Raw genomic sequence first — 23,118 nt, forward strand, 5'->3', positions numbered from 1 at the left:
AGCACCAAGCAGTAGTGCACAGCTTATCCACAGGGGAGCCCTCGGGTCGGGTTGGTCCCTGTGCGATCGGGGGATAACGTAGCTGGATATCGGGCTTCGGCTAGGGACATCCGCCGGTCGCTGCACGATGCGTCCAGACAGTCTGGACGGTTTCCACTCCGGAATGGAGCTGTGGATAACGAGGCCCGGTAAATCCGGTAACACGGCAAAACAGTCGGTGCCCGCTGATAGTACTTAAGCGGACGGTGCGCCGGGTTTGACGCCAATGGCCACCTAGGCACATGGCTTACGCGCCGCGGGCGAACGAATATCCGCAGCGGCACACAATGGAGGACGGCAGTTTTGTCAGTTACGCATCTGGACTCAATCGAGGGCGCCCGGGGATCCGAAGGCAGCCGCAAGCCGCCGCAGGACATCCCCGCCGAGCAGTCCGTGCTGGGCGGCATGATGCTGTCCAAGGACGCCATTGCCGACGTCGTCGAAATCCTGCGTGGCCAGGACTTCTACCGCCCGGCCCACGAGACCATCTACGAGGCCATCATCGACCTCTACGGCCGCGGAGAACCGGCCGACGCCGTGACCGTCTCGGACGAGCTGACCAAACGCGGTGAGATCAACAGGATCGGCGGACCCGCCTACCTGCACGAACTCATCCAGACCGTCCCCACCGCCGCCAACGCCGGCTACTACGCCGAGATCGTGGCCGAACGCGCGGTCCTGCGCCGCCTCGTCAATGCCGGCACCAAGATCGTCCAGCTGGGCTACGGCGCCGACGGCGAGGTCGAGGACCTGGTCAACCAGGCGCAGGCCGAGATCTACGCCGTCGCCGAGCGCCGCACCGCGGAGGACTACGTTGTCCTCAAGGACGTCATGGAATCCACCGTGGACGAGATCGAAGCCTCAGGCCACCGCGGCGAGGGGCTGACGGGCGTGCCCACCGGCTTCTATGAACTCGATGAGCTGACCCATGGCCTGCACCCGGGGCAGATGATCGTCATCGCGGCCCGCCCGGCCGTCGGTAAGTCCACGTTCGCGCTGGACTTCGCCCGCTCCGCCGCCATCAAGAACAACCTCGCGACTGTCATGTTCTCCTTGGAAATGGGCCGGAACGAGATCGCCATGCGCCTGCTGTCCGCAGAGGCCACCATCGGCCTTCAGGACCTCCGCAAGGGCACCATCAAGGACGAGCAATGGTCCAAGATCGCCACGACGATGGGCCGCATGAACGATGCCCCGCTGTTCATTGACGACAGCCCGAACATGTCGCTGATGGAAATCCGCGCCAAATGCCGCCGCCTGAAGCAGCAGCACGACCTCAAACTGGTGATCCTGGACTACCTGCAGCTCATGAGCTCGGGCAAGAAAGTGGAGTCACGCCAGCAGGAAGTCTCCGAGTTCTCCCGTGCGCTCAAGCTGCTGGCCAAGGAACTCCAGGTGCCGGTGATCGCCCTCTCGCAGCTCAACCGTGGCTCCGAGCAGCGCCAGGACAAGCGGCCAATGGTCTCTGACCTCCGCGAATCCGGTTCCATCGAGCAGGACGCCGACATGGTGATCCTTCTGCACCGTGAGGATGTCTACGACAAGGAATCGCCCCGCGCCGGCGAGGCGGACATCCTGATCGCCAAGCACCGTAACGGCCCGACGAAGGACATTGTGGTGGCGTTCCAGGGCCACTACTCGCGGTTTGCCAACATGGCGGCCGACGCCGGCGGCGGCTTCTAGCCGCCGGCTGCGAGCAGGTGGTTGGGGAGCCTGTTTCCCGGCGCCCTGCCACGGATTTCCAGCAGCTCGCGGGCATGGGCGTGCAGCCGCTTGTCCTCCTCGGACACCGGAACCCACTGCGGGATCGGGACCGAGTTTCCGCCCTCGTCGCGGGCAACCATCACGGTCAGGCAGTAGGTCGTGAGGTTCAGTTCGCGACCCTTGGGGTCGCCCGAGCGGACGTGGACGGCGATGTGCATGCCCTTGGTACCGGTGTAGACTAGCCGGGCCTCCACCTCCACCACGTGGCCGATCAGCAGCGGCCGGTAGAACCGGACGCCACCGGAAAACACGGCCACCGTGTCCTTCCCGCAGTAGCGCGAGGCGCACACGTAGGCGGCCTCGTCGATCCATTTCATGACGATCCCGCCGTGCACCTTCCCGCCCCAGTTCACATCCGTCGGGGCGGCCATGAACCGCAGGACCACGCGCTCGGCGGTACCGGCGTCGGTGTATTCCTGGGCGCTCATGGCCTTGACGATGTCCTCGCGGACCTTGATCCGCGCCAGCGCATGATCGCGCTGCTCGATCTCCTCGGGCGTGGAGGGCTCAAACTGCGGCACCGGAATGGGCTTGCCGTCCTCGCCCACCGCCACAAAGATCACCATGCACTGGCTGCGCATGGTGGCGGGCCCGCCCTTCGGATCGCCGGAGGAAACCACGGAGCGGATGTGCATCGAGGACCGGCCCGTATAGACGATCGTGGCCGTGACTTCGACCATGTCGCCGCTGTTGACCGGATCGGCGAAGTGGATGTTTCCCACGTACGCCGTGACGCAGTAGGACTTGGCCCAGCCGACGGCCGCGGCGTAGGCCGCCTTGTCCACCCATTCCAGCACCGTGCCGGCGTCCACGGACCCGCTGTGCCCGACGTCGGTGGGCGCCGCCAGGAAGCGCAGGGTCACGGCGTTGGCGTCGGTCTCAGTCATGCTGTGAGTTTACTGACACGCCGCGCAGCGCGCCGCCGGGGAAAGACACAAACCCCGTCCCGGGCCGCCATATGCGGGCCGGGACGGCGGCCATCAGGCCGTGGAGCCCCGTACCACCAACGAACTTTCCAGCGTCAGCTGGGGCTGCTCCAAGGCGCGGCATTCGATGAGGGCGCGCAGCTGTTCGCCGGCCTTGAGTCCCAGGGGTGTTGCGGGCAGGTGCACGCTGGTCAGGCTGGGGTTGCTGATGGCCGAGTACGGCAGATCGTCGAAGCCGGCCACGGCGAGTTGCTCCGGGATCCGCACCGCGGCGACGCGGGCCTCCTGCAGCACGCCGCAGGCGTGCCCTCAACGAAGGCTCCAAGCTGGTCAGCGCCTTCTCCGCAAGCACGCTGATCCTGGCCGTCGTCTTGATCGTCGTTGCCGCCGCCGCGTTCTTCGCGTTCTGGACGGTGGAGCAGCGCGCCAAGCAGCCCATGGTCGAAACCGCCCATCTGCGCCAGCGCTCCACCTGGGCGCCGCTGCTGACCACCATGCTGACCATGACCGGCATCTTCGCCGTCATCAACGGCATCGTCCCGGCCTATGTGCAGGCCGCGGCCCCCGGCTTCGCCGCCGGCCCCACCGAAATGTCCCTCATGATCCTCACGCCTTACGCCCTCTTGGTCTGGGTCTTCGGCCCGATCAGCGGCCGCCTCGCTCCCGTCCTGGGCTACACGAAGGTCCTTCGCATCGGCATGGCCGGCAGCCTGGTGGCCCTGGCCATCATCGCGTTCTTCGGCCTCAGCAGCCTGCCCATGATGATCACCGGAACGGCCTTGCTGGGCATCATGTACGCAGGTACGGTCAACATCATGCTGAACGGACTCGGAGTTGTGCCCTCGCCCCAGGGGAACCCGGGCTTCCTGCCGGGCATGAACGCCGGCGCCTTCAACCTCGGCGCGGGCCTGAGCTTCCTCGTACTTCCCGCGGTGCTCGTGGCGACCTCGGCACTTGGCGACGCCAAGGCCTCGTACCTGACGGTCGGGGTGGTTGGTCTGGCCATCACGGTGGCGGCCTTCGCCGCCTCGCTGCTGATCCCGAAGCCCGTCGAAGCGGAGGTGGCGAAGTGAGCCCCGCCGAGACAACCGCGGCAGGGTCCGACGGCGACGCGCAAGCCGGTCGGATTGTCGTCGTCGGGTCCCTTAACGCGGACCTGACCATCTACTGTGAGCGACTGCCCCTGCCGGGCGAAACCGCGCACGGCAGCGGCTTCGCCGTCAATCCCGGCGGCAAGAGCGCCAACCAGGCGGTGGCCGCGAGCAAGCTCGGCGGCCGCGTCAGCCTGGTCGGGGCAGTGGGCGAGGACGCCAACGGGGCCATGCTCCTGGCCTCTACCGCCGGTGCCGGCGTGGACGTATCCCGCGTGCGCCGCTCGCCCGATGCCGCCACCGGCGTCGCGGTCATCTCCGTGGACGCGCACGGCGAGAACAGCATCATCATCTCGGCCGGCGCCAACGGCACCCTGGCTCCCGCCGACGTCGTGGCATCCGCCGATGCGTTCGACGGCGCCGCCGTGGTCTGCCTCTGCCTCGAGGTCAGCCTGGAGACCGTCGAGGCGGCCGCCCGGTCAGGGCGCGACGGCGGCGCGATGGTCCTGCTGAACCTCTCGCCCTATGCGCAGATCCCGCAGAGCCTGGCCGAGCTAAGCGACGTCCTGCTGGTGAACGCCCACGAGGCTTCGCTCTTCCTGGGCGCCGCCGAGGTGCCCGGCGCCGACGCGGATGCCCTGGCCTGGGAACCGGTGCGGCTCAAGTTCGCCGAGCGCGGGCTGGACCGCGTCCTGGTCACCCTGGGTGCCCACGGCTCCGTGGTGTTGGACTCGCAGGCCGCCAAAGGCCACCGGATCACGCGGATTGCCCCCACCAGGGTCAAGGCGGTGGACACCACGGGAGCCGGCGATGCCTTCACGGGCGCCGTCGCGACCAGGCTTGCCGCGGGCGAGACGCTGGCCGACGCGGCCGCGTTTGCTTCTGTTGCGGCAGCACTCGCCGCCACCAGAAAGGGCACCCAGGCCGCGTACCCGGGCATCCAGGATGTGGAGCGCCTGCGCGCTTCCTAATACGAAGTTACGACGGCCTCTCGCCGTGGATCTTCGTGCTGAGCCCGCCGCTGGGCCGGCCGATCCCATGATCGGCCGGCCCAGTGCGCAGATTCAGGTAATTCGACGGGTCCCCCTGTGGTGCGCGGCAGGTTCGTCGCGTGCTGGTGCGCACGGAGCCCTCTAGACGAGGACCCTGAGCTTGGAGTTGCTGCGGCCGAAGAGCGCGCGGTCCGCGGAGAACCCTCCCGCGCCGACCAGGGCGACTGCCAGGGCGGCGGCCGCCAGCAGCAGCACGAGTTCGTACCCGCCTGTCGCGACAAAGACGCCGGCGGAGGCGTGGACCAGGAACAGGGCCCCCAGCATGTCCACGGCGAGGAGCACGGCGAACACGCGGGTGAGCACACCGAGGATCAGTGCGACGCCGCCGACCAGTTCGAGGGTGGCGACGACGGGTGCCGCCACTTGGGCCGCCGGAACGCCCATCTGGGCGAATGCGGCCTGGGTGCCGGCGATCGTGAATTCGTTGAATTTCTGCCAACCGTGGGCGGCGAAGAGGAATCCGGTGACGATGCGCAGGATGGTGCGGGCCGAGGTGGTGAGTGTGGGCTGGTTCATGTGATGTGCCGTTTCAGGAGTAGGGGTGCTGTCTTGGGCATCCTGGGACAGCCGGACAGTTGTAGCTTCAACTTCCAGTGTTCTGGCATTTGGTTGAAATGTCAACTAAACGTCGCCCGGTGGAGCGTCCTGCGTCCCGGTAGGGTTAATCCGTGCCCGCCTCTCCTGCCCTTCCCGAGACCCTGCCTGCCCCCGCCGGCCACAGGCGTGAAATCCTGCGCCTCGCAGTGCCGGCCTTCGGCGCGCTGATCGCCGAACCGCTGTTCCTGCTCGCTGATTCCGCGATTGTGGGCCACCTCGGCGTGGCTCAGCTTGCCGGCGTCGGACTGGCGTCCGCGGTGCTTCACACGGCGGTGGGACTCACGGTGTTCCTCGCCTATTCCACGACCCCGGCCGTCGCGCGGGCGATCGGCCACGGCCAGCTCCCGAAAGCCCTCGCGGCCGGGCGCGACGGCGTCTGGCTGGCACTCGTGCTGGGAACCGTCCTGGCCGGCGCCGGGTTGCTGGCCGCCGAGCCGCTCCTGGACCTGATGGGGGCGCGCGGCGCGGTGCGGGGGTTCGCCGTCGACTACCTGCGCTGGTCCATGCCGGGCCTCGTGGCGATGCTGCTCATCTTCGCAGGCACCGGCGTGCTGCGGGGGCTGCAGGACACCCGGACACCGCTGGCCGTCGCCGCGGCGGGCTTCACGCTGAACATCGTGCTGAACCTGATCCTGGTCTACGGGTGTCACTGGTCCGTGACCGGCTCCGCCGTGGGCACCAGCATCGCCCAATGGGCCATGGCGCTCGTGTACGTCGTGATAGTCCAGCGCAACGCCGGCCGCCACGACGTGTCCCTGCTGCCGGACTGGCGCGGCATCCGGGCCATGACCAAGGTGGGCTCGTGGCTGATGCTGCGCACGCTCAGCCTGCGGATCGCGATCCTCGCCACGGTCGTCGTCGTCACGGCCCAGGGGTCCGTCAACCTGGCCGCCCACCAGCTCGCCATGACGATCTTCACGTTCCTCGCGTTCGCCCTGGATGCCCTCGCCATTGCGGCCCAGGCCCTGATCGGCAAGGAGCTCGGCGCAGCCCACGCGGACAAGGCGCGCGGGCTGACGCGCACGATGACCCGCTGGGGCCTCGGCTTTGGCGTCCTGACCGGGGTCCTCCTGGCCGCGGCGGCGCCCTGGGCCGGCGCGCTGTTCACTTCCGACGCCGAGGTCGGGGCATCGCTCACGCTCGCGCTCTGGGTGCTCGCCGCCGGCCAGCCGATCGCCGGTTACGTCTTCGTCCTCGACGGCGTCCTGATCGGTGCGGGCGACGCGCGATACCTGGCCATCGCCGGCGTCGTCAATCTGGCCGTCTACTTGCCGCTGTTGCTGGCCGTCCGCCTCTCCGGGGCCGACGGCAGTGCGGGGCTGCTCTGGCTGTGGACGGCCTTCTCGCTCGGCTACATGCCGGCGCGGGCGATCACGCTCGGCCTCCGCGCCCGGACGGATCGGTGGATGGTGCTTGGCGCGCACTGAGCCGGGACCGTTCAGCGGGATCCCGGACGCCCGGCGCGCACCGGAGCGGCTTCGCACTAAACTGGACGGGTGACTCTCCCCGCTGCCCCCGACGCTTCCACTGCCATCCCCGCTGCCGCGGATGTTTGGAAGCCCGTGCTCGTCCGGGCCGCCGTTGCGCTCGTGTTCGGTGCGCTGACGGTGTTCTGGGCCGCGCCCTCCGAGGCGGGATTGGGCTGGGCCGGCGGGCTCTACCTGCTGGCCACCGGCGTCGTGCTGATCTGGAGCGTCAAGAAGGCCGGATTCCGGCCCGCGGAACGCGCCGGCAAGATCCTCTCCGCCGGCGGGGCCGTTCTGGCCGGGGCCGGTGCGGCGGTCGCCCTGATCCCCGGCGCACTTGTCTTCGGAACCATTGCGGCCGTGGGCGTGGGCCTAGCGGGGGCCGGGGAGCTGTATCTCGGCATCACCGGCCGGGGCCGCTCCGTGCTGGCACGCGACTGGATTGCCTCCGGCGTGATCGGACTCGGCACCGCGATCGCGCTGCCGTTCTTCATCGGCCTGGGCGCACACGCGCTCCTCGGCGTCGCCGGCGGCGGAGCCATCATCGGCGGCGTGCTGTGGATGCTCGCAGGCCTGAGCCTGCGGCACGATGCACAGGGCGATTCCGTGGAGGCCGTAAACTAGTACCGACAGGTTCTACCCTGCGTAGAACAATTGCGGTATCAAAACTGCCACGCCTGCCGGGCGTCGGCTGCAGGAGGAAAGCACCTTGGCACAGCAGAAATCCGGAGAACCGCGCAGCCTGCGGACCTCGGTCAAGGGACCGCTCATGTTCTCCGCGTTCTGGGCCGTACTGGTCTTTTTCGGCGTCCTGATCTTCGCTTCCGGCGGCAGCGCCCGCTCACCCCGGTTTGACCTGGCCTTCACCGGCGCGGGCATCGCCTTCATCGTGACACTCGTGCTGGCCGCCATGCTCTCGATGAGCCATAAGGACAATGCCGAGCACCTGGGCAAGGGGTCAGGCGTCAACCTGAGCTCCAAGAGGTCACCCGGCCACGGCGGCCACTCCGCAAAGCCGGGCCCCGGCGCTCCCGGGACCCCGGACGACACCCCCGGCGACGATCTTCGCTAGGGCGTCCTCCGCCGGCTGCGCTCGCTTGATGGCTTGACGTCCCGCCGTCAGGAGGCGGCTTTCCGCGCCCGGTAGGCCGCCACATGCGCGCGGTTGGCGCAGTTGCCGGTGTCGCAGTAGCGCTTCGAGCGGTTCCGGCTGAGATCCAGCACGACGGCGTCGCAGTCCTCGGCAGCGCACACCAGCATGCGGTCCATCTCCTTGGTGCGGATCACGTCAACGAGGGCCATGGCCGCTTCGGTGCTCATCCGGTCCTCCAGCGGGGCCTCCGGTGTGGTGGCATGCAGATGCCAGTCCCATTCATCATGCCGGACCAGCTGGGGGAGCGCCCGGGCGTCCCTGAGTAGCCGGTTCACGGTCTCCACGGCGGTGGCTTCATCTGCTAGCCAGAGCTCGGCGAGCTGGCCGCGGAGCCGGTGCACGCTGGCGAGCTCGGCCGCGTCGTGGGTCCTGGAGCCGGTGAATCCCTCGGTTTTGAGGAAGCGGTCCAGATCCGCCGTTGTGGCCAACAGCTCCTCACCGTTGGCCGAGGTGTTGACGAGATCCACCACCGAACGCAGGGCAATTTCCGTGTCAGGGGCAAAAACCATCTTGACTCCTTACCTCGTCTGGGCGTACTGTCATGACCATAACCCTACTTTACTCCTGACAGGAGGCAGCCCGTGTCTGCCGCACGCCACCCCGCCGATGCCCCGGTCAAAGACCTTTCCGGAAATCAAGGCGTCGGAAATCAAGGCGCCCGAAAGCGCGGGGCTGGAAACCCCGGCGCCGCTTCGGGCTTCATGGCCTCGGGCCTGGGTGTTGCCCTGTTCTCCTCTGCCGTGTTCGGCCTGTCCGGCTCCTTTGCCAAGGCATTGCTGGAGACGGGCTGGACGCCCGGCGCCGCGGTCACTGCACGCCTCACCGGCGCCGCGCTGATCCTGGCGGTTCCGGCCGTTCCCGCCCTGCGGGGACGCTGGCATCAGCTCAAGGACAACTGGCTCACTGTCCTGCTTTTCGGCGTCATCGGTGTCGCCGCCTGCCAGCTGTTCTACTTCAACGCGGTGTCACGGTTGTCGGTCGGCGTCGCCCTCCTGCTGGAGTATCTGGCTCCCGTCATCATCGTGCTATGGCTCTGGGCGGCGAGCCGGAAACGGCCCCGGCCGCTGACTATCGCCGGCACCCTCCTGTCCCTAGGCGGGCTGGTTCTGGTTCTGGACCTCACGGCGGCCGTGAAGATCGATCTGATCGGCGTCCTGTGGGGGATGGCGGCCGCCGTCTGCCTTGCCATCTATTTCTTCATCACGGCCAAGGAAAATGACACCCTCCCGCCGCTCGTCCTGGCCTCAGCAGGCCTGATGGTGGGGGCCGCGGTGATGTGGCTCGCCGCCGCTACAGGCCTGCTGCCGATGGCGTTCAGCACGGCAGACACCCGGCTGGGGCCGTGGGTCACTCCCTGGTGGGTGGCCCTCGGGGGCCTCGTTGTCCTGGCCACCGTCATTGCCTATGTCTCCGGCATCATGGCGGCGCGGGCCCTCGGATCGAAGGTGGCGTCCTTCGTCTCGCTCACCGAAGTGCTGTTCGCGGTCATCTGGGCGTGGCTGCTGCTCGGCGAACTGCCCGGCCCGATCCAGCTCGTGGGCGGGATCCTGATTGTCGGCGGCGTGGTGCTGGTCCGCGTGGATGAGCTCCGTGCGGCTCAGCTGGCGGCGCCGCTGCCGGCTCAGCTGGATCACGCGAACGACGTCGAACCCGTTCCGTAAGCCGTCTGCGGAACTTCCTCCCAACTAACTCCCAGCAGGGGTCGTTTGAGCGCTCAGAACGACCCCCGCTGCTAGCCAGTTGGGGCGTGGCGGGCTACTTGCCGAAGCTGCGCAGCCGCAGCGAGTTGGCCACCACCAGCACGGAGCTGGCGGCCATCGCGGCGCCGGCGATCATCGGGTTCAGCAGTCCCAGGGCCGCCACCGGAATGCCGACCGCGTTGTAGAAGAAGGCCCAGAAGAGGTTGGTCTTGATGGTGGCCAGGGTCCGGCGGGACAGTTGAATGGCCTGCGCCACCTGCCCCAGCTCGTTGCCCATGACCGTCAGGTCGGCGGCCTCGATGGCGACGTCGGTGCCCGAGCCCATGGCGATCCCCAGGTCCGCCTGTGCCAGCGCCGCGGCGTCGTTCACGCCGTCGCCGGCCATCGCCACGGTGGCGCCGCCCGCCTGCAGCTTCCGCACGGCCTCGACCTTGCCTTCCGGCAGCACGCCGGCGAACACATCCTCAGGGCCGATGCCGACAGCGGTAGCCACCTGCGCGGCCACCGCAGCGTTGTCCCCGGTCAGCAGGATCGGCCTGAGCCCGAGCTGCCTGAGCCTCGCGATCGCCGCCGCCGAGCCGGGCTTGAGCGTGTCCCGCAGGCTGATGATGCCCGCGGCTTCCCCGTCGACGGCCACCCAGATGGCAGTGGCGCCGGACTCCTCGGCGACGCGGAGGGCGGCCTGCTGCGCCGCCGTCGTGGCAATGCCGTTTTCCCGCAGCCAACCCGTGCGGCCCGCGGTAATGCGGCGTCCATCCACGGTCCCCTGGACACCGCCGCCGGGGGCGGAGCGGAAGCCATCGACGGCGGGGAGGCGGCCGGCGTCGTTGTTCGGGCCCGCTGCGGAGCGTGCCGCGGCAACGATGGCGTGGGCAATGGGGTGCTCGGACGCGGACTCCACGGCCCCGGCGAGGCGCAGGACCTCGGCCTCACCGAACGTGCCGAACGACTGGCTGCCGTCGACGGCCAGGTGGCCGGTGGTGACGGTGCCGGTCTTGTCCAGCAGGATGGTGTCCACGGTCCGGGTGTCTTCGAGGACCTGGGGGCCCTTGATCAGGATGCCTAGCTGGGCTCCGCGGCCTGTCCCGGTGAGGAGTCCCACGGGCGTGGCGAGCCCCAGGGCGCACGGGCAGGCAATGACCAGCACGGCGACGGCCGCAGTGAAGGCGGCGCGCAGCTCGGCGTCGCTTATGACCGGTCCGGCCGCGAGCAGCCAGGCGCCGAAGGTAGCGGCGGCGATACCCAGCACGACGGGCACGAACACGGCGCTGATGCGGTCCGCGAGGCGGGCGATCGGGGCCTTCCCAGTCTGCGCCTGGGAGACGAGCCGGCCCATTTGGGCGAGGGTGGTCTCGGCACCGACGCGCGTGGCGCGGACCAGGAGGCGGCCGGAGGTGTTGATGGTGGCACCGATGACGGGGCTGTCCGGGCCGACTTCCACGGGCACGGATTCGCCGGTCACGAGGGAGGCGTCGACGGCGGAGGATCCTTCGATGACGACGCCGTCGGTGGCGATCTTCTCGCCGGGGCGGACCACGATGACATCGCCCACGCCAAGCTGCCCGGCCGGGATCTTGTGCTCGCGGCCGTCCCTGAGGACCGTGGCATCCTTGGCGCCGAGGTTAAGCAGGGCCTTGAGGGCATCCCCGGCCTTCCGCTTGGCGTTGGCCTCAAGATAGCGGCCGAGCAGCAGGAACGTGGTGACAACCGACGCGACTTCGAAGTAGAGCCCGCCGGCGCCCATCTCCGTGCCTGCCATGCCCGGGTGGGCCGTCAGCGACGGGTCGGCAAGCAGCTGCCAGGCCGAGAAAACGTAGGCCGCGGATACGCCGAGCGACACCAGGGTGTCCATGGTGGAGGCGAAATGCCGGGCGTTGACGGCCGCGGCCCGGTGGAACGGCCATGCCGCCCAGCTGACCACGGGCAGGGCGAGCGTGGCCGCCACCCAGCCCCAGTTGGCGAACTGCAAGGCCGGGAACATCGAAATAAGGAACACGGGGATGGTGAGGATGGCGGCGAGTATCAGGCGTGGGCGCAGCTGGGCTGCAGCGCCGTGGGCCATGTGGTCGCCAGTCGCGACGCCACCGGCCACATGCTCCGCGTGCTCGGTCGTTCCTCCCCACCGGCCCCCTAGCCTCGCAAGCTCGGCCAGGGAACCCGGCCGGCGTGGGCCCAGCTTAGACGCGCGCTTCCGCATGCCCCCGGCCGCGCCGCTAGCGGGCACCTCGCCGGCGTCGACTCCGGTGGTTGAGCTTGTCGAAACCCCAGTCCCGCCTGCGATTTCGACAGCCTCAAGCTGCGGGCTCGCGTACCGGCTCGGGCGGATCGTGGCCTTGTAGCCGGCTGCCGCCACTGTGGCGGTGATCTGTTCGTCGGTGATGTCCGAGGAGACGGTGACGTGGGCGGACTCGAGGGGCAGGTTGACCGAGGCTTCCACGCCGTCGAGCCTTCCGAGCTTGCGTTCGACGCGGTTGACGCAGGACGCGCACGTCATGCCCTCGATATCGAGTTCAATCACCCGGCTCGCGGCCTGGTCCAGCAGTTGCTCTTTGCTTACGGTGCTGCTCACGGTGTTTCCTGTCCTGACGGCGGGCCGGCCTGGGGCTGGGGTCTTAGGCTTCGTTGGCGACTACCAGGTAGCCGGCTTCGGCGACGGCCTCGCCGATCTCGGATGATGACAGTGCATCGCTGGAGGTGATGGTGACGGTAGAGATGCCGCCGGTGTTGAGGTCGACGTCGACCTTCTCGACGCCGGCCAGCGACTCGAGCTCTTCGCTGACGGAGGACACGCAGTGGCCGCAGGTCATGCCGGAAACGCTTACGGTGGTGGAAACGGTGCTCATGGCTTGCTCCTTGTCGATGGGCTGGTTGTGGTTCATCAGCCCGGAGATGTGGTGGGTGGTGTTGCCGTTACCGCAGGAGGCGCCCGATGGCATCGGTGGCCTCCTTGACCTTGAAGTCGATGGCTTCCGCGCGCAGTCCTGGATCCGGCTCGGAGGCAGCACCGACGACGCAGTGGCCGATGTGTTCCTCCACCAGCCCCAGGCTGACGGCGTGCAGGGCCTTGGTGACGGCGGCGACCTGGGTGAGGATGTCGATGCAGTACTTGTCCTCGTCGACCATCCGGGCGATGCCGCGGACCTGGCCTTCGATCCGTTTGAGCCGCCGCAGGTAGGCCTCCTTGTTGGAGGAGTAGCCGTGCTGCTGATGCGTGTCAGCAGCACGGGGAACCAAGGGGGGAAGTTCGGACTCGTTCATTACCCCAACATATACCCCCTAGGGGTATGTTTCAAGTACCCGGAGGGGGTATCGCGCAGGGCTGAAACCGTCCCGGAAATTAAAGAGCTCCGGAGTGCGTTATTGGGGGATACGCACTCCGGAGCAGCCTTGGGGCAGGCGTTCGATCGCCCACACATTCAAGCTTAGTTGGCAGTAGCCAAGGAATGCCAGCACCCGGAATAACTACTTTCGCTTTATTTTCCGGCGCCCGTTTCCGGGCGGGAATGGAGGTCCAGTGACAGCTGGGCGGCATGGAAATCGAAGTGTTCGATGGGATACGCGTAGACGTCCGCCAAGGACATCGTTTCGTTGAAGAAGGGGTCCCAGCGGGTCGGAAAGAACATGCTCCGCCGCAGGCCAGCCTCGTTCTCCCGGCCGAGCCGGCGCTCAAGCGAAGCGGTGACCCGGCACAGCTTGGCTGCCATCCGCCGGCGGTTGTAGACCCGGGCTCCCGCCCTGGACCCCCAGTAATTGACGACGTCGAACGGCATCGTGCCGGCGTTCAGCAGCGCCGCGAAACCCTGGCTGAGCCGTGGCGGCAGCCGTCCGAAGCCCCGCACCAGCGGGAGCAGGGCCAGCACAACGAGGTATCCGAACACCATGTGGAACAGCAGTTCTTCATTGGTCCAGCGGGTACCCGCGCTGCCCTGCCGCAATTCGGCGGGCGATGCAGCGGCGAGGACGGCGCTCAGTTCTGAGCAGTTGCGCCGATAGCCGGCCAGGACGCCGTCGCGGTCAAGAGCCACGGGGCTAGGAGCCATGGGTCGGCCGATGGTGAGCCGGCACCGGCGCCGGAACGATCAGGATCGGATGGTCCTGATGGTGGCTCAGCCACGCGGCCACGGAGCCGTTCAGCGCTGCGGAAATACGGTGCCCGAGCCCGCGTTCCGGGGTCCCGACGATGATCATTCCCGCGTCGGAGTCAACAGCCAGCCTGCCGATCGCCCGGGCGGGATCCCCTGCCAGGGTGCGCAGCGTCCAGTCGATGCCCAGGCCCTGGCAGGCTGCCTCGATGGTGGACCGCAGTTCCTGGGTCACCTCCCGGATTTTGTCGTCGTCCGTGTCCGGGTGCACGGAGAGCCGGTGCGCGGACCGCGCCGGGTCCCACTCCACGAGGTAGCTTGCCTCGTCCACGTAAGCGCAGATCATGGGAACCGCGAGGCTTTTCGCAAGCGACGCCGCGGTCTGCAGCACTTCCGGATGCTGTCCAGGAAGCACGCCCACCACCAAGGGGGACGAACGGCTGACGCTCTCTGGAGACATACTCAATTGTTGCCCCCGGGCGCGGGCCTGAACAGGGACTTACTTCCCGATCTTCCGGCGAGTGACGCGGCCGCCGCCGTGGCGTACGTCATCGCCGTGTAGGAGTGGCGGTGGTGAGCTCCGCGTAGAGCGCGCTCACCCTGCCCTTGATGTCGTCCCGCACCAGCCGCATGCGTTCCATGCCGTCAATGCTGCGCAGCGACGGCTCGTCAGTCGCCCAGACCTCGAAGCGGGCGCTGCCGTGCGGAGCGAGTTTCGCCTCGGTGCCCAGGACAACGACGGCGTCCACGGCGTACAGCACCTCCTCCGTCACGGACTTGGGGTGCTCGTCCCGGATATCGATGCCGAGCTCGGCCAGGGAGGCGACCGCTTCGGCGTTCAGTGAGCTGCCGGGCAGGGTGCCGGCAGAGTGGACATCCACTGCCCCCGCCGCCAGCTGGTTCATCAGGGCCGCGGCCAGCTGGGATTTGCCGCCGTTCTTGCTGCAGACAAACAGGACGCTGGGCTTCCGCGCCGGGCTGCCGCCGTCTGCTGTCTCGCTGGGGTCAGTCATGTGCTTCATTCCTCCTTGTTTCGCGGGCTCCTCTCGCATGCAGGATTCAGTTGCCGCCGGTGGGCCGGGGGGATTTCCAGCCCGATGCCGCGCTCCAGCAGGTGTGCCGCCGCGGCGAGGCCGATGGGTCCCGCTCCGATCACAGCAACGGGAAGCTTGGCTTCTACATCCACGGGGTCCTCTTTCCGGAGCGGGTTGGTGGTTGTCAGCCAGCGGCCGGGCTCAGGGATGCGATCAGGTCCTCGATGCGGGCCTTGATTTCGTCGCGGATGGGGCGCACGGCCTCCACGCCCTGGCCGGCGGGGTCCTCGAGGACCCAGTCCTCGTAGCGCTTGCCCGGGAAGTACGGGCACTCGTCGCCGCAGCCCATGGTGATCACGACGTCGGATTCCTTCACGGCCTCGGCGGTGAGGATCTTGGGGATTTCGGCGGACATGTCGATGCCGAGTTCGGCCATGGCCTCGACGGCGGCCGGGTTGACCTTATCCGCGGGCTGCGAGCCGGCGGAGCGGACCTCGACGGCGTCCTTGCCGAGGGTGGTGAGGAAGGCGGCGGCCATCTGGGAGCGGCCGGCGTTGTGGATGCAGACGAACAGGACGGAGGGCTTCTTGGCGGTTTCGGCGCTCATCGGGGTCTCCTTACGATTGCGGGGGTTTGGGGGTTTGGGGGTTTGGGGGTTTAGGGGTTTGCCGGATGCGGGTTCGAAGAAGCGTTTGCGGGCCCACAGGGCCGCGTAGACCAGTGCAACAAGGGCGGGGACTTCGATCAGGGGACCCACGACGCCGGCGAGGGCCTGCCCGGAGGTGACGCCGAACGCGCCGATCGCCACGGCGATGGCGAGTTCGAAGTTGTTGCCGGCGGCCGTGAATGCCAGCGTGATGGTCTTGGCGTAGCCGAGATCCAGCCCGCGGCCGATCAGCATGCCGGCCACGAACACCACCACGAAGTACACCAGCAGTGGCAGCGCGATCCGTGCCACGTCCAGCGGTCGGGCGGTGATGGTCCCGCCCTGCAGAGCGAACAGCAGTGTGATCGTGAGGAGCAGGCCGTAGAGCGCCCACGGGCCGAGCTTCGGCAGGAGCGTGGATTCGTACCAGTCCCGGCCCCGGGCCTTTTCGCCGATGGTCCGGGTGAGGAAACCGGCGAGGAGCGGGAGCCCTAAGAAGACCAGGACGGAGGCCGTGATGGCCCAAAAGGAGAAGTCGGCGCTGGTGGCGGGCAGGCCGAGCCAGGCGGGGAGCAGCTGCAGGTAGAACCAGCCGAGGGCGCCGAACGCAAGAACCTGGAACACCGAGTTGATTGCCACCAGCACCGCCGCGGCCTCCCGGTCTCCGCAGGCGAGGTCGTTCCAGATCATCACCATGGCGATGCAGCGGGCCAGGCCCACGATGATAAGACCGGTGCGGTAGTCCGGCAGGTCCGGGAGGAAGATCCAAGCCAGGACGAACATGAACGCCGGCGCCAGGACCCAGTTTAGGACCAGGGAGGTGATCAGGAGCTTGCGGTCGCCGATGACGCGGTGGGCCTGGTCGTAGCGGACCTTGGCGAGCACCGGGTACATCATCACCAGCAGGCCCACGGCGATCGGCAGCGAAACCTCGCCGATCTTCACCGCTTCCAGGGCCGTGTGGAGGCCCGGCAGCAGATTGCCCAGAAGCAGCCCTGCCGCCATAGCCGCGATGATCCACACCGGCAGGAAGCGGTCCAGCACGGACAGCCGCGCGGAAACCGCCGGCTTCTCCGCAGGGTTCGCTGCGGCGCCCTGCGGCGGTGCTGGGACTGGCTGGATTTGGGTGCTCACGGTTCTCCCGGGATTGCCTGCTGCAGATTGATGACTGTCGATATAGGAAAGTATTCCCAGATATATCGACCCTTGTCAATATATGTGCATAATGGATGCATGACGGCACTCCAGATCACCGCAGTCCAGAGGAACGAGCCCAGGGCGGCGGATGCGTGCTGCACTTCGGCCGGCGCGCCCGTGCTGGGCTCGGAAGAGGCACAGGGCAAGGCCCATCTCTTTAAGGCCCTCGCCGACCCGAACCGCCTGCGCCTGCTATCCATCGTCAAGGCGAGCGACGGCGGCGAGGCGTGCGTCTGCGACCTCACCGAACCGCTGGGGCTGGGCCAGCCCACGGTCTCCCACCATTTGAAGATCCTGGTCGACGCCGGCCTGCTGCACCGCCAGAAGCGCGGCACCTGGGCCTACTACTCACTGGTGCCTGGCGCGCTGGAGCGGACCGCTGGAGTTCTGGCCACTCTGTGACCCTCCGGCGCCCGCCGTCGCCGGCCCGAAAAACAACCCCGGAATAACCCGGGAAGAACGCGTGAAGAAGCTGAACGGCAAGGCGCGCGGGACGGCTATTGAACAGCATCGTGGCGGGGCCTAACGTTGAAGAACAAAGGAAGAGGTGACCGCCGTGGAGATCTTCATGTGGTGGCTTGATACTGATCTGGCGTGCAAGGAATGGCTGCGCGAAAACTTGCGTGCCACCGAGCTGCCGCCGTCGGTGCTGCAAGGCATCGCAGAGGCCGGCGGCCCCCGCCCAGACGACGTGGCAGGGGTGTTGACCGACGCCGACTGGGACTTCATCGAGACGCAGTCGGAGTTCGTGGACTGACTCCCGCTCCGGGTTCGAAGAGCCGACGCTTGCTGGCAGACAACGCCGGCAGAAAACGCCGGCAGAAAACCATTGCGGCTATCCGGCCGGGGTGGTTGCATGGGGGGCATGGCTACCGCAGAAAGTTATGTCCTGGCGATCGGGACCAAGAAGGGACTCTGGTTTGCAACCAGCCAGGACCGCAAGGACTGGTCCCTTTCCGGGCCACATTTCCTGATGAGCGAAATCCCCAGCATCGGCATCGACACACGCGACGGACGGACCCGGATCCTGGTCGGAGTCCGTTCCGAGCACTGGGGCCCCACCGTTTTCCACTCGGATGATCTGGGCGAAACGTGGAACGAGCCCGAGCAGGGCGCCATCCGGTTCCCCGAAGACACCGACGCCGCGCTGGAGCGGATCTGGCAGATCCACCCCGACGCCGAATCCCGCCCGGGTGTAGTGTGGGCCGGCTGCGAGCCGATCTCCGTCTGGAAATCAACCGACGGCGGCGAGCACTTCGAACTCAACCGGGGTCTTTGGGACCATCCGCACCGCAGCGAATGGGGTGCCGGCTACGGCGGCGCGGCGGCCCACTCGATCGTCGTCGGCCCGACAGGGGAGAAGGTGCACGTCGCCATGAGTACGGGCGGGGTATACCGCTCGCTCGACGGCGGGGCCTCCTGGGAGCCCCGCAATAAGGGCATCTCGGCCTACTTCATGCCCGACCCCAACCCCGAATTCGGCCAGTGCGTCCACAAGATTGCCGCCGACGCGGTCGTCGACGGCCGGCTGTACGCCCAGAACCATCACGGCGTCTACCGCAGCGACGATGACGCCGAGACCTGGGAATCGATTGCCGAAGGGCTGCCGGCGGACTTCGGCTTCGTGATGCTGACGCATCCGCGCCGGGCGGGCACCGCGTGGGTTGTTCCGTTGAAGGCCGACAGCGAAAGAATCCCGCCGGACGGCAAGCTCGCAGTCCACCGGACCGATGACGCCGGCGGAAGCTGGAAACGGCTCGACACAGGGCTGCCGGAACCAGAGTACAACGCCGTGCTGCGCGATGCCGCGTGCGTCGACTCGGGCGAGCCGGCCGGAGTGTACTTCGGAACGCGCGGCGGCAGCGTCTACGCCAGCGCCGATGAAGGCGAACACTTCACCGAGGTGGCCTCGCACCTGCCGGACGTGCTGTGCGTGCGGGTAGCCGCCGTCTCCGCAGCCCTGTTCCCGGGATTTCCGTGACCGCATGAGCATCTCCCCGGAGCCAGGGATCAGCGTTCTACTGCCGAGCGTCCTCCAGCCGCTCGCCGGCGGGCAGTCCATCCTGACTGCGCCCGCGCAGGGGGCGGTGACGGTGGAGTGGTTGCTGGATTCGGTGACCCGGGAATACCCGGCGCTCTCGAGGAGGCTGCGGGACGAGACCGGCACGATCCGCCGTTACGTGAATATATACGTCAACGGGAATGAGATCCGGCGCTTGCAGGGCCTCGTGACGGCGGTGGCACCGGGCCAGGATGTCCTGATCATCCAGTCGGTTGCGGGAGGCTGACGCCTCAGGCGACCCGCCAGACAGTGCATTCGTCCGCGTTGATGGCCTTGCGCATGCCGGACTGGCGGTCCATGATCCAGACGACGCCGATTCCCGGGGCTGTTTCCTGGACGTTGCCGCGGCGGATCACGACGTCGTCGTAGTTCGGACCCACTCGCAGGCGGGCTTCAATCTCGTCGCCGCGGTGCAGCTGGTCCAGGGCGCGGATACGGGTCACATGGGCTTTGGCTTCCTTCAACATGGCGGGGCCTCCCGAACTGGAGCTGGTGCCTGCTATTGCCGGCACTTCCAGTGTCCTGCGCCAATGTTGCCGCCGCGTTTCGGCAGGGTAAGGGATGGGTTAGCTTTGGGCGCCGGTGCTGTAAATCCCTGCCGGCTCCAGCCGGGGGAAGCCCGGCACGGGCAGAGGGCTGGCGGGAAGCGGACCGTCGGGCAAGAATGGGCCCCATGCGACTGCCGCTGATGCCCCCGATTGCGCCGATGCTTGCCAAGGCCGTGAGTGCCCTGCCCGACGGTTTGATGAGTTTTGAACCGAAGTGGGATGGCTTCCGCTCCATCGTCTTTCGTGACGGTGACGAGGTCGAGATCGGCAGCCGCAATGGGAAGCCGATGACCCGGTACTTCCCGGAACTCGTCCAGCCTCTGAAGGCGAACCTGCCGTTGCGGTGCGTGATCGACGGCGAGATCATCCTGGTGGGTGCTTCCGGTGACCGGCTCGACTTCGATGCGCTCCAGCAGCGGATCCATCCTGCTGCCAGCAGGGTCAGGCTGCTGGCCGAGCAGACTCCGGCGAGGTTCGTCGCCTTCGATCTACTGGCCCTCGGCGACGAGGACTTCACCGCACGGCCGTTCGCCGAGCGGCGCAGCGCGCTGGAACGGGCGCTTGCCCATAGTGCCGCGCCAGTCCATCTGACGGCCGCGACCCGGGACAAGCGGACCGCCGAGCAGTGGTTCCGCCAGTTTGAAGGGGCAGGCCTTGACGGGATCGTCGCCAAACCGCTCGGCGGCGGGTACCAGCCGGACAAACGGTCGATGTTCAAGATCAAGCATGAACGCACCGCGGATTGCGTCGTCGCCGGTTACCGGGTGCACACGAGCGGACAGGGCCGGATCGGCTCGCTGCTGCTGGGTCTTTATGACGACGACGGCGGACTCGCCAATGTGGGGGTTGTGGGCGCCTTTCCAATGCAGCGCCGAAAAGAACTGTTCGAGGAACTCCAGCCGCTTGTGGCGGGCTTCGACGAGCATCCCTGGTCGTGGGCGAGGCAGGAGGAAGGTACCCGTACACCGCGCAACGCCGAGGGCAGCCGGTGGAGCGGGGGCAAGGACCTGTCTTTTACGCCGCTTCGCCCTGAACGCGTTCTGGAAGTGAAATACGACCATATGGAGGGCCAACGGTTCAGGCACACGGCGCAGTTCGTGCGCTGGCGGCCGGACCGGGATCCGCGGTCCTGCACTTATGAACAGCTGGAGGAGCCGGTTAAATATGATCTCTCCTCTGTCTTGGCATCGGGCAGGAGTTAACGACGACGGCGGCCCGCCCCCTGACGGGGAGGGCCGCCGTCGTGGTCTTGCGTCCTTAGCGCAGGCCGAGTTCCCTGGTGGGGACCTTGAAGGTTTCCTTGGCGGTCAGTGCCGAGACGGCGGCGATCACGCAGATGATGGCGGTGAAGATGCTGATCTGGACCCAGCCGCCGGGCTTGATGCCCCCCATGGCTGCCACGATCGCCGGTGCGAACCCGGCCATGAGGAAGCCGAGCTGGGTGCCGATCGCGAGGCCGGAGAAGCGGACCTTGGTGCTGAACATCTCGGCGTAGAAGGAGGGCCAGACCGCGTTGGAGGCCGCGTAGCCGAAGGAGAAGAAACCGATGGCGGCGAGGAACATCAGCGGTACGCTGCCGGACTCCAGGCTGAGCAGGAACACGGGCGTCAGGACCGCGCTGGACAGCGCGCCGTAGATGAAGACCGGCTTGCGGCCGATCCTGTCCGCGAGCTTGCCGAAGAGCGGCTGCGTGCCGAGGGCGACGAGGTTGGCCCCGACGACGAGCCACAGCGTGGTGGTGCCGTCCACGCCGGCGACGTTCTTGGCGTAGCTGATGGCGAGGGTGCCGAACACGGTGGAGACGGCGGCGATGAAGGCGCACGCGATCACGCGGAGGACATCGCGCCAGTGGTCCTTGAGGAGGTCGGCAACGGGGAGCTTGGCGATCTGGGCGGACTTCTGGGCTTCCTCGAAGGCCGGCGGCTCGTGCAGGGTGCGGCGGATGAAGAACGCCACCATCACCACGACAGCACTGAGCCAGAACGGGATGCGCCAGCCGATGCCGTACTTGACCTCGTCGGGCAGGGCCAGGACCGGGATGAAGACGAGGGCGGCGAGGATCTGGCCGCCCTGGGTGCCGGTCAGGGTCCAGGAGGTAAAGAAGGAGCGGCGGTTGTCCGGGGCGTGCTCGAGCGTCATGGAGGACGCGCCGGCCTGTTCACCCGCTGCGGAGAGGCCCTGGCAGAGGCGCGCCAGCACCAGCAGCACGGGGGCCCACCAGCCGACGGTCTTGAAGTCCGGGAGGCAGCCGATAACGAAGGTGGAGGCGCCCATCAGCAGCAGTGTGAACATGAGGACCTTCCGGCGACCCACCCGGTCACCGAAGTGGCCCAGGATGACGGCGCCGACCGGTCGGGCCACATAGGCGAAGCCGAAGGTCGCGAAGGACATGATCGCCGCGTTGGCGTCAGCGTCCGGGAAGAAGACCTTGGGGAAGATCAGGGCGGCTGCGGAACCGAAAATGAAAAAGTCGTAGTACTCGACGGCGCTGCCCAGGAAGCTGGCGAGGGCTGCCTTCTTCGGCGTCCCGGCCGGCGTGGCGGTCCCCGGCGTCGTGGACGGGAGTGTCTGGCTCATGGTGTTCCTTTGGTGTGACGACGTTGTCGCGGATGGATCAGGAAGCTAACGACTGCCACTGGCTTAAGTTTGGGGCAGCCGGAGGTCCGTGGAAAGACCCGGACTAGTAGCCACATGGTGGAAGCTACTTGTGCGATGTAGCAATCATGACTGTGAGCGCAGTCACTTGTCAAGAAAAATAATCACCATCTAGAAATAGCTCTCACCATGTGAGAACATCGAAGTATGAGTGTGAATCGAGACACAGAGGCGGCCGAGCCTGCCGAGTACCCCGCGGAAGCCGGTCCCAAGGCATCAAAGCCGTCAAAGTCGTCAAAGGCAGCCAGGGAGGACTCCCGGACAGACATGGTGGGAAAGGCCCTTGGCCTGTTGGTCCTCCTGGGGGACGAGCCGCGCGGCGCCAGCGCCGCCGAGCTGTCCCGTCGGGCTGAGCTTCCCTTCAGTACCACCTACCGCCTGCTTGGCTCCCTGACGCGGGACGGCTTCGTGGACTACGAGCCGGACGGCCGCCGCTACCACCTGGGCCTGCGCGTCTTCCAGCTTGGCCAGCGCGTCTCCAACCATCACGGCTTCGCCGGCACGGCACTGCCGATCCTGCGGCGCGTCACTGAGGAGACAGGGGAGGCCACCATCCTGTCCGTGCGCGACGGCAACCACCATCTGACAGTGAACAAGGTGGACGGGCCGCAGACGTTCCGGGTCACCAGCGATCCCGGACATCTGGGGGCACTGCATGCGACGTCCGTGGGCAAAGTGCTCGTGGCGTTTGCCGATGACGCCACCCGCACCCAGCTTGTGGAAGCGCTGGACCTGGAGCCGCTAACGGAGTTTTCCATCACCGACCGCGACGCTTTCCGGACCGAGATCGAGCTGATCCGTCGCCGCGGCTACGCCACGATGGATGAGGAGAACGAGCTCGGCATGCGTGCTGTCGCGGTTCCGGTATTCAACTCGCAGGGCCACGCCTTCGCGTCCCTCGCCACTGCCGTCCCGGTCTTCCGCCTGAGCCTGGAGGCCTTGGTGGCACTCGTTCCCCTGCTGCAGGCGGCCGCCGCCGAGCTGTCCGCCCGGCTGCCCCAGCAATGAGGGCCCCAGCGATGAGCCCCCAGCAATGAGGGTCCCGGAACTGGGTGGCGGAGGCCGCCGTCGTAATAACCTGTTCGCCATAAGAACTTCGGTGCAAT

At 67.5% G+C, this 23,118-nt stretch carries 25 protein-coding genes and 3 pseudogenes; 13 read left to right on the plus strand and 15 right to left on the minus strand.

Going from position 1 to position 23,118, the window contains the following annotated elements; translation table 11 throughout:
• Positions 1-342 precede the first annotated feature (342 nt).
• Positions 343-1,722, plus strand: coding sequence for a replicative DNA helicase (dnaB, locus tag ACQCSY_RS10230; RefSeq protein ID WP_427135342.1), 1,380 nt, complete (start codon positions 343-345; stop codon positions 1,720-1,722).
• Here the strand turns inward: dnaB and ACQCSY_RS10235 are convergent.
• On the minus strand, positions 1,719-2,690 hold the full coding sequence (locus ACQCSY_RS10235; protein ID WP_427135344.1) for an acyl-CoA thioesterase: 972 nt from the start codon (positions 2,688-2,690) through the stop codon (positions 1,719-1,721). The two genes, dnaB and ACQCSY_RS10235, sit on opposite strands and share 4 nt — an antisense overlap.
• Positions 2,691-2,783: 93 nt before the next feature.
• Positions 2,784-3,035 (minus strand): annotated as a pseudogene (locus ACQCSY_RS10240) (substrate-binding domain-containing protein); the annotation flags it as partial.
• Here ACQCSY_RS10240 and ACQCSY_RS10245 point away from each other — a divergent pair.
• Together ACQCSY_RS10245 and ACQCSY_RS10250 are read left to right on the plus strand one after the other, a co-directional pair.
• Positions 3,035-3,802 (plus strand): annotated as a pseudogene (locus tag ACQCSY_RS10245) (MFS transporter); the annotation flags it as partial. The pseudogenes ACQCSY_RS10240 and ACQCSY_RS10245 overlap by 1 nt on opposite strands.
• On the plus strand, positions 3,799-4,791 hold the full coding sequence (locus ACQCSY_RS10250) for a ribokinase (RefSeq protein ID WP_427135345.1): 993 nt from the start codon (positions 3,799-3,801) through the stop codon (positions 4,789-4,791). The pseudogene ACQCSY_RS10245 and the gene ACQCSY_RS10250, both read left to right, overlap by 4 nt.
• A 162-nt stretch (positions 4,792-4,953) precedes the next feature.
• Here the strand turns inward: ACQCSY_RS10250 and ACQCSY_RS10255 are convergent, their stop codons facing one another.
• Complete coding sequence (locus ACQCSY_RS10255; RefSeq protein WP_427135347.1) at positions 4,954-5,388, minus strand: DoxX family protein; 435 nt, start codon at positions 5,386-5,388, stop codon at positions 4,954-4,956.
• Positions 5,389-5,540: 152 nt separating this feature from the next.
• Here ACQCSY_RS10255 and ACQCSY_RS10260 point away from each other — a divergent pair, with 152 nt between their 5' ends.
• From ACQCSY_RS10260 to ACQCSY_RS10270, 3 genes are all read left to right on the plus strand, one after another.
• Positions 5,541-6,896, plus strand: coding sequence for an MATE family efflux transporter (locus tag ACQCSY_RS10260; RefSeq protein WP_427135349.1), 1,356 nt, complete (start codon positions 5,541-5,543; stop codon positions 6,894-6,896).
• A gap of 69 nt (positions 6,897-6,965) precedes the next feature.
• Positions 6,966-7,559, plus strand: a complete 594-nt coding sequence (locus ACQCSY_RS10265; RefSeq protein WP_427135350.1) for a hypothetical protein — start codon at positions 6,966-6,968, stop codon at positions 7,557-7,559.
• Between the two features lie 85 nt (positions 7,560-7,644).
• Positions 7,645-8,007 carry a hypothetical protein gene (locus ACQCSY_RS10270; protein ID WP_427135351.1) on the plus strand — a complete coding sequence of 121 codons (363 nt, stop codon included), beginning with the start codon at positions 7,645-7,647 and terminating at the stop codon, positions 8,005-8,007.
• A 47-nt stretch (positions 8,008-8,054) separates the two neighbouring features.
• Here the strand turns inward: ACQCSY_RS10270 and ACQCSY_RS10275 are convergent, their stop codons facing one another.
• Positions 8,055-8,597 carry a CGNR zinc finger domain-containing protein gene (locus tag ACQCSY_RS10275; protein WP_427135352.1) on the minus strand — a complete coding sequence of 181 codons (543 nt, stop codon included), beginning with the start codon at positions 8,595-8,597 and terminating at the stop codon, positions 8,055-8,057.
• Positions 8,598-8,789: 192 nt separating this feature from the next.
• Here ACQCSY_RS10275 and ACQCSY_RS10280 point away from each other — a divergent pair, with 192 nt between their 5' ends.
• The gene (locus ACQCSY_RS10280) at positions 8,790-9,749 is read left to right on the plus strand and encodes an EamA family transporter (RefSeq protein ID WP_427135778.1); all 960 of its coding nucleotides are present in this window, start codon (positions 8,790-8,792) and stop codon (positions 9,747-9,749) included.
• A 94-nt stretch (positions 9,750-9,843) separates the two neighbouring features.
• Here ACQCSY_RS10280 and ACQCSY_RS10285 read toward each other — a convergent pair whose 3' ends face one another.
• The 9 genes and pseudogenes from ACQCSY_RS10285 to arsB form a co-directional block, all read right to left on the minus strand.
• On the minus strand, positions 9,844-12,282 hold the full coding sequence (locus ACQCSY_RS10285) for a heavy metal translocating P-type ATPase (protein ID WP_427135780.1): 2,439 nt from the start codon (positions 12,280-12,282) through the stop codon (positions 9,844-9,846).
• Between the two features lie 118 nt (positions 12,283-12,400).
• Positions 12,401-12,631, minus strand: a complete 231-nt coding sequence (locus tag ACQCSY_RS10290; RefSeq protein WP_427135782.1) for a heavy-metal-associated domain-containing protein — start codon at positions 12,629-12,631, stop codon at positions 12,401-12,403.
• A gap of 67 nt (positions 12,632-12,698) precedes the next feature.
• Positions 12,699-13,046: a metal-sensitive transcriptional regulator gene (locus ACQCSY_RS10295; RefSeq protein WP_427135354.1), complete on the minus strand. Its 348-nt coding sequence runs from the start codon at positions 13,044-13,046 to the stop codon at positions 12,699-12,701.
• A 215-nt stretch (positions 13,047-13,261) separates the two neighbouring features.
• On the minus strand, positions 13,262-13,813 hold the full coding sequence (locus ACQCSY_RS10300) for a DinB family protein (RefSeq protein ID WP_427135356.1): 552 nt from the start codon (positions 13,811-13,813) through the stop codon (positions 13,262-13,264).
• A gap of 4 nt (positions 13,814-13,817) precedes the next feature.
• The gene (locus ACQCSY_RS10305; RefSeq protein ID WP_427135357.1) at positions 13,818-14,330 is read right to left on the minus strand and encodes a universal stress protein; all 513 of its coding nucleotides are present in this window, start codon (positions 14,328-14,330) and stop codon (positions 13,818-13,820) included.
• An 88-nt stretch (positions 14,331-14,418) separates the two neighbouring features.
• Positions 14,419-14,883 carry a low molecular weight phosphatase family protein gene (locus tag ACQCSY_RS10310; protein WP_427135359.1) on the minus strand — a complete coding sequence of 155 codons (465 nt, stop codon included), beginning with the start codon at positions 14,881-14,883 and terminating at the stop codon, positions 14,419-14,421.
• A 5-nt stretch (positions 14,884-14,888) separates the two neighbouring features.
• Positions 14,889-15,056 (minus strand): hypothetical protein, encoded by a 168-nt coding sequence (locus ACQCSY_RS10315; RefSeq protein ID WP_427136045.1) that lies wholly within the window; start codon positions 15,054-15,056, stop codon positions 14,889-14,891.
• Positions 15,057-15,088: 32 nt separating this feature from the next.
• A complete protein-coding gene (locus tag ACQCSY_RS10320) occupies positions 15,089-15,511 on the minus strand; it encodes an arsenate reductase ArsC (protein ID WP_427135784.1) in 423 nt (140 codons plus the stop codon).
• A 75-nt stretch (positions 15,512-15,586) separates the two neighbouring features.
• Positions 15,587-16,600: pseudogene (gene arsB, locus ACQCSY_RS10325) on the minus strand (ACR3 family arsenite efflux transporter); the annotation flags it as partial.
• A gap of 183 nt (positions 16,601-16,783) precedes the next feature.
• Between arsB and ACQCSY_RS10330 the strand changes: the two are divergent.
• The 4 genes from ACQCSY_RS10330 (at position 16,784) to ACQCSY_RS10345 (ending at position 19,035) form a co-directional block, all read left to right on the plus strand.
• Positions 16,784-17,149, plus strand: coding sequence for an ArsR/SmtB family transcription factor (locus tag ACQCSY_RS10330; protein ID WP_427135360.1), 366 nt, complete (start codon positions 16,784-16,786; stop codon positions 17,147-17,149).
• A 154-nt stretch (positions 17,150-17,303) separates the two neighbouring features.
• The gene (locus tag ACQCSY_RS10335) at positions 17,304-17,504 is read left to right on the plus strand and encodes a hypothetical protein (protein WP_427135786.1); all 201 of its coding nucleotides are present in this window, start codon (positions 17,304-17,306) and stop codon (positions 17,502-17,504) included.
• Between the two features lie 99 nt (positions 17,505-17,603).
• Positions 17,604-18,728, plus strand: coding sequence for a WD40/YVTN/BNR-like repeat-containing protein (locus ACQCSY_RS10340; protein ID WP_427135362.1), 1,125 nt, complete (start codon positions 17,604-17,606; stop codon positions 18,726-18,728).
• Between the two features lie 4 nt (positions 18,729-18,732).
• The gene (locus ACQCSY_RS10345; RefSeq protein WP_427135364.1) at positions 18,733-19,035 is read left to right on the plus strand and encodes a MoaD/ThiS family protein; all 303 of its coding nucleotides are present in this window, start codon (positions 18,733-18,735) and stop codon (positions 19,033-19,035) included.
• A 4-nt stretch (positions 19,036-19,039) separates the two neighbouring features.
• Here the strand turns inward: ACQCSY_RS10345 and ACQCSY_RS10350 are convergent, their stop codons facing one another.
• A complete protein-coding gene (locus tag ACQCSY_RS10350) occupies positions 19,040-19,276 on the minus strand; it encodes a hypothetical protein (protein WP_427135366.1) in 237 nt (78 codons plus the stop codon).
• A gap of 206 nt (positions 19,277-19,482) precedes the next feature.
• Here ACQCSY_RS10350 and ACQCSY_RS10355 point away from each other — a divergent pair, with 206 nt between their 5' ends.
• Entirely contained in the window at positions 19,483-20,559 is a 1,077-nt protein-coding gene (locus tag ACQCSY_RS10355) for an ATP-dependent DNA ligase (RefSeq protein WP_427135368.1), read from the plus strand.
• 55 nt (positions 20,560-20,614) lie between these two features.
• Here the strand turns inward: ACQCSY_RS10355 and ACQCSY_RS10360 are convergent, their stop codons facing one another.
• Positions 20,615-21,934, minus strand: a complete 1,320-nt coding sequence (locus ACQCSY_RS10360; protein ID WP_427135370.1) for an MFS transporter — start codon at positions 21,932-21,934, stop codon at positions 20,615-20,617.
• A gap of 225 nt (positions 21,935-22,159) precedes the next feature.
• On the opposite strand from ACQCSY_RS10360, the gene ACQCSY_RS10365 reads away from it, so the two are divergent.
• On the plus strand, positions 22,160-23,020 hold the full coding sequence (locus ACQCSY_RS10365; RefSeq protein ID WP_427135371.1) for an IclR family transcriptional regulator: 861 nt from the start codon (positions 22,160-22,162) through the stop codon (positions 23,018-23,020).
• The last annotated feature ends 98 nt before the right edge of the window (positions 23,021-23,118 follow it).

The organism is Pseudarthrobacter sp. S9 (assembly GCF_050156545.1).
Taxonomy (GTDB): domain Bacteria; phylum Actinomycetota; class Actinomycetes; order Actinomycetales; family Micrococcaceae; genus Arthrobacter.

Coding starts and splice junctions, on each gene's coding strand:
- ACQCSY_RS10235 (WP_427135344.1), bottom strand. CDS start 2,690: ATGACTGAGACCGACGCCAACGCCGTGACCCTGCGCTTCCTGGCGGCG.
- ACQCSY_RS10255 (WP_427135347.1), bottom strand. CDS start 5,388: ATGAACCAGCCCACACTCACCACCTCGGCCCGCACCATCCTGCGCATC.
- ACQCSY_RS10275 (WP_427135352.1), bottom strand. CDS start 8,597: ATGGTTTTTGCCCCTGACACGGAAATTGCCCTGCGTTCGGTGGTGGAT.
- ACQCSY_RS10280 (WP_427135778.1), top strand. CDS start 8,790: ATGGCCTCGGGCCTGGGTGTTGCCCTGTTCTCCTCTGCCGTGTTCGGC.
- ACQCSY_RS10285 (WP_427135780.1), bottom strand. CDS start 12,282: ATGACGTGCGCGTCCTGCGTCAACCGCGTCGAACGCAAGCTCGGAAGG.
- ACQCSY_RS10290 (WP_427135782.1), bottom strand. CDS start 12,631: ATGAGCACCGTTTCCACCACCGTAAGCGTTTCCGGCATGACCTGCGGC.
- ACQCSY_RS10295 (WP_427135354.1), bottom strand. CDS start 13,046: ATGAACGAGTCCGAACTTCCCCCCTTGGTTCCCCGTGCTGCTGACACG.
- ACQCSY_RS10305 (WP_427135357.1), bottom strand. CDS start 14,330: ATGTCTCCAGAGAGCGTCAGCCGTTCGTCCCCCTTGGTGGTGGGCGTG.
- ACQCSY_RS10310 (WP_427135359.1), bottom strand. CDS start 14,883: ATGACTGACCCCAGCGAGACAGCAGACGGCGGCAGCCCGGCGCGGAAG.
- ACQCSY_RS10320 (WP_427135784.1), bottom strand. CDS start 15,511: ATGAGCGCCGAAACCGCCAAGAAGCCCTCCGTCCTGTTCGTCTGCATC.
- ACQCSY_RS10330 (WP_427135360.1), top strand. CDS start 16,784: ATGACGGCACTCCAGATCACCGCAGTCCAGAGGAACGAGCCCAGGGCG.
- ACQCSY_RS10340 (WP_427135362.1), top strand. CDS start 17,604: ATGGGGGGCATGGCTACCGCAGAAAGTTATGTCCTGGCGATCGGGACC.
- ACQCSY_RS10345 (WP_427135364.1), top strand. CDS start 18,733: ATGAGCATCTCCCCGGAGCCAGGGATCAGCGTTCTACTGCCGAGCGTC.
- ACQCSY_RS10350 (WP_427135366.1), bottom strand. CDS start 19,276: ATGTTGAAGGAAGCCAAAGCCCATGTGACCCGTATCCGCGCCCTGGAC.
- ACQCSY_RS10355 (WP_427135368.1), top strand. CDS start 19,483: ATGCGACTGCCGCTGATGCCCCCGATTGCGCCGATGCTTGCCAAGGCC.
- ACQCSY_RS10360 (WP_427135370.1), bottom strand. CDS start 21,934: ATGAGCCAGACACTCCCGTCCACGACGCCGGGGACCGCCACGCCGGCC.
- ACQCSY_RS10365 (WP_427135371.1), top strand. CDS start 22,160: ATGAGTGTGAATCGAGACACAGAGGCGGCCGAGCCTGCCGAGTACCCC.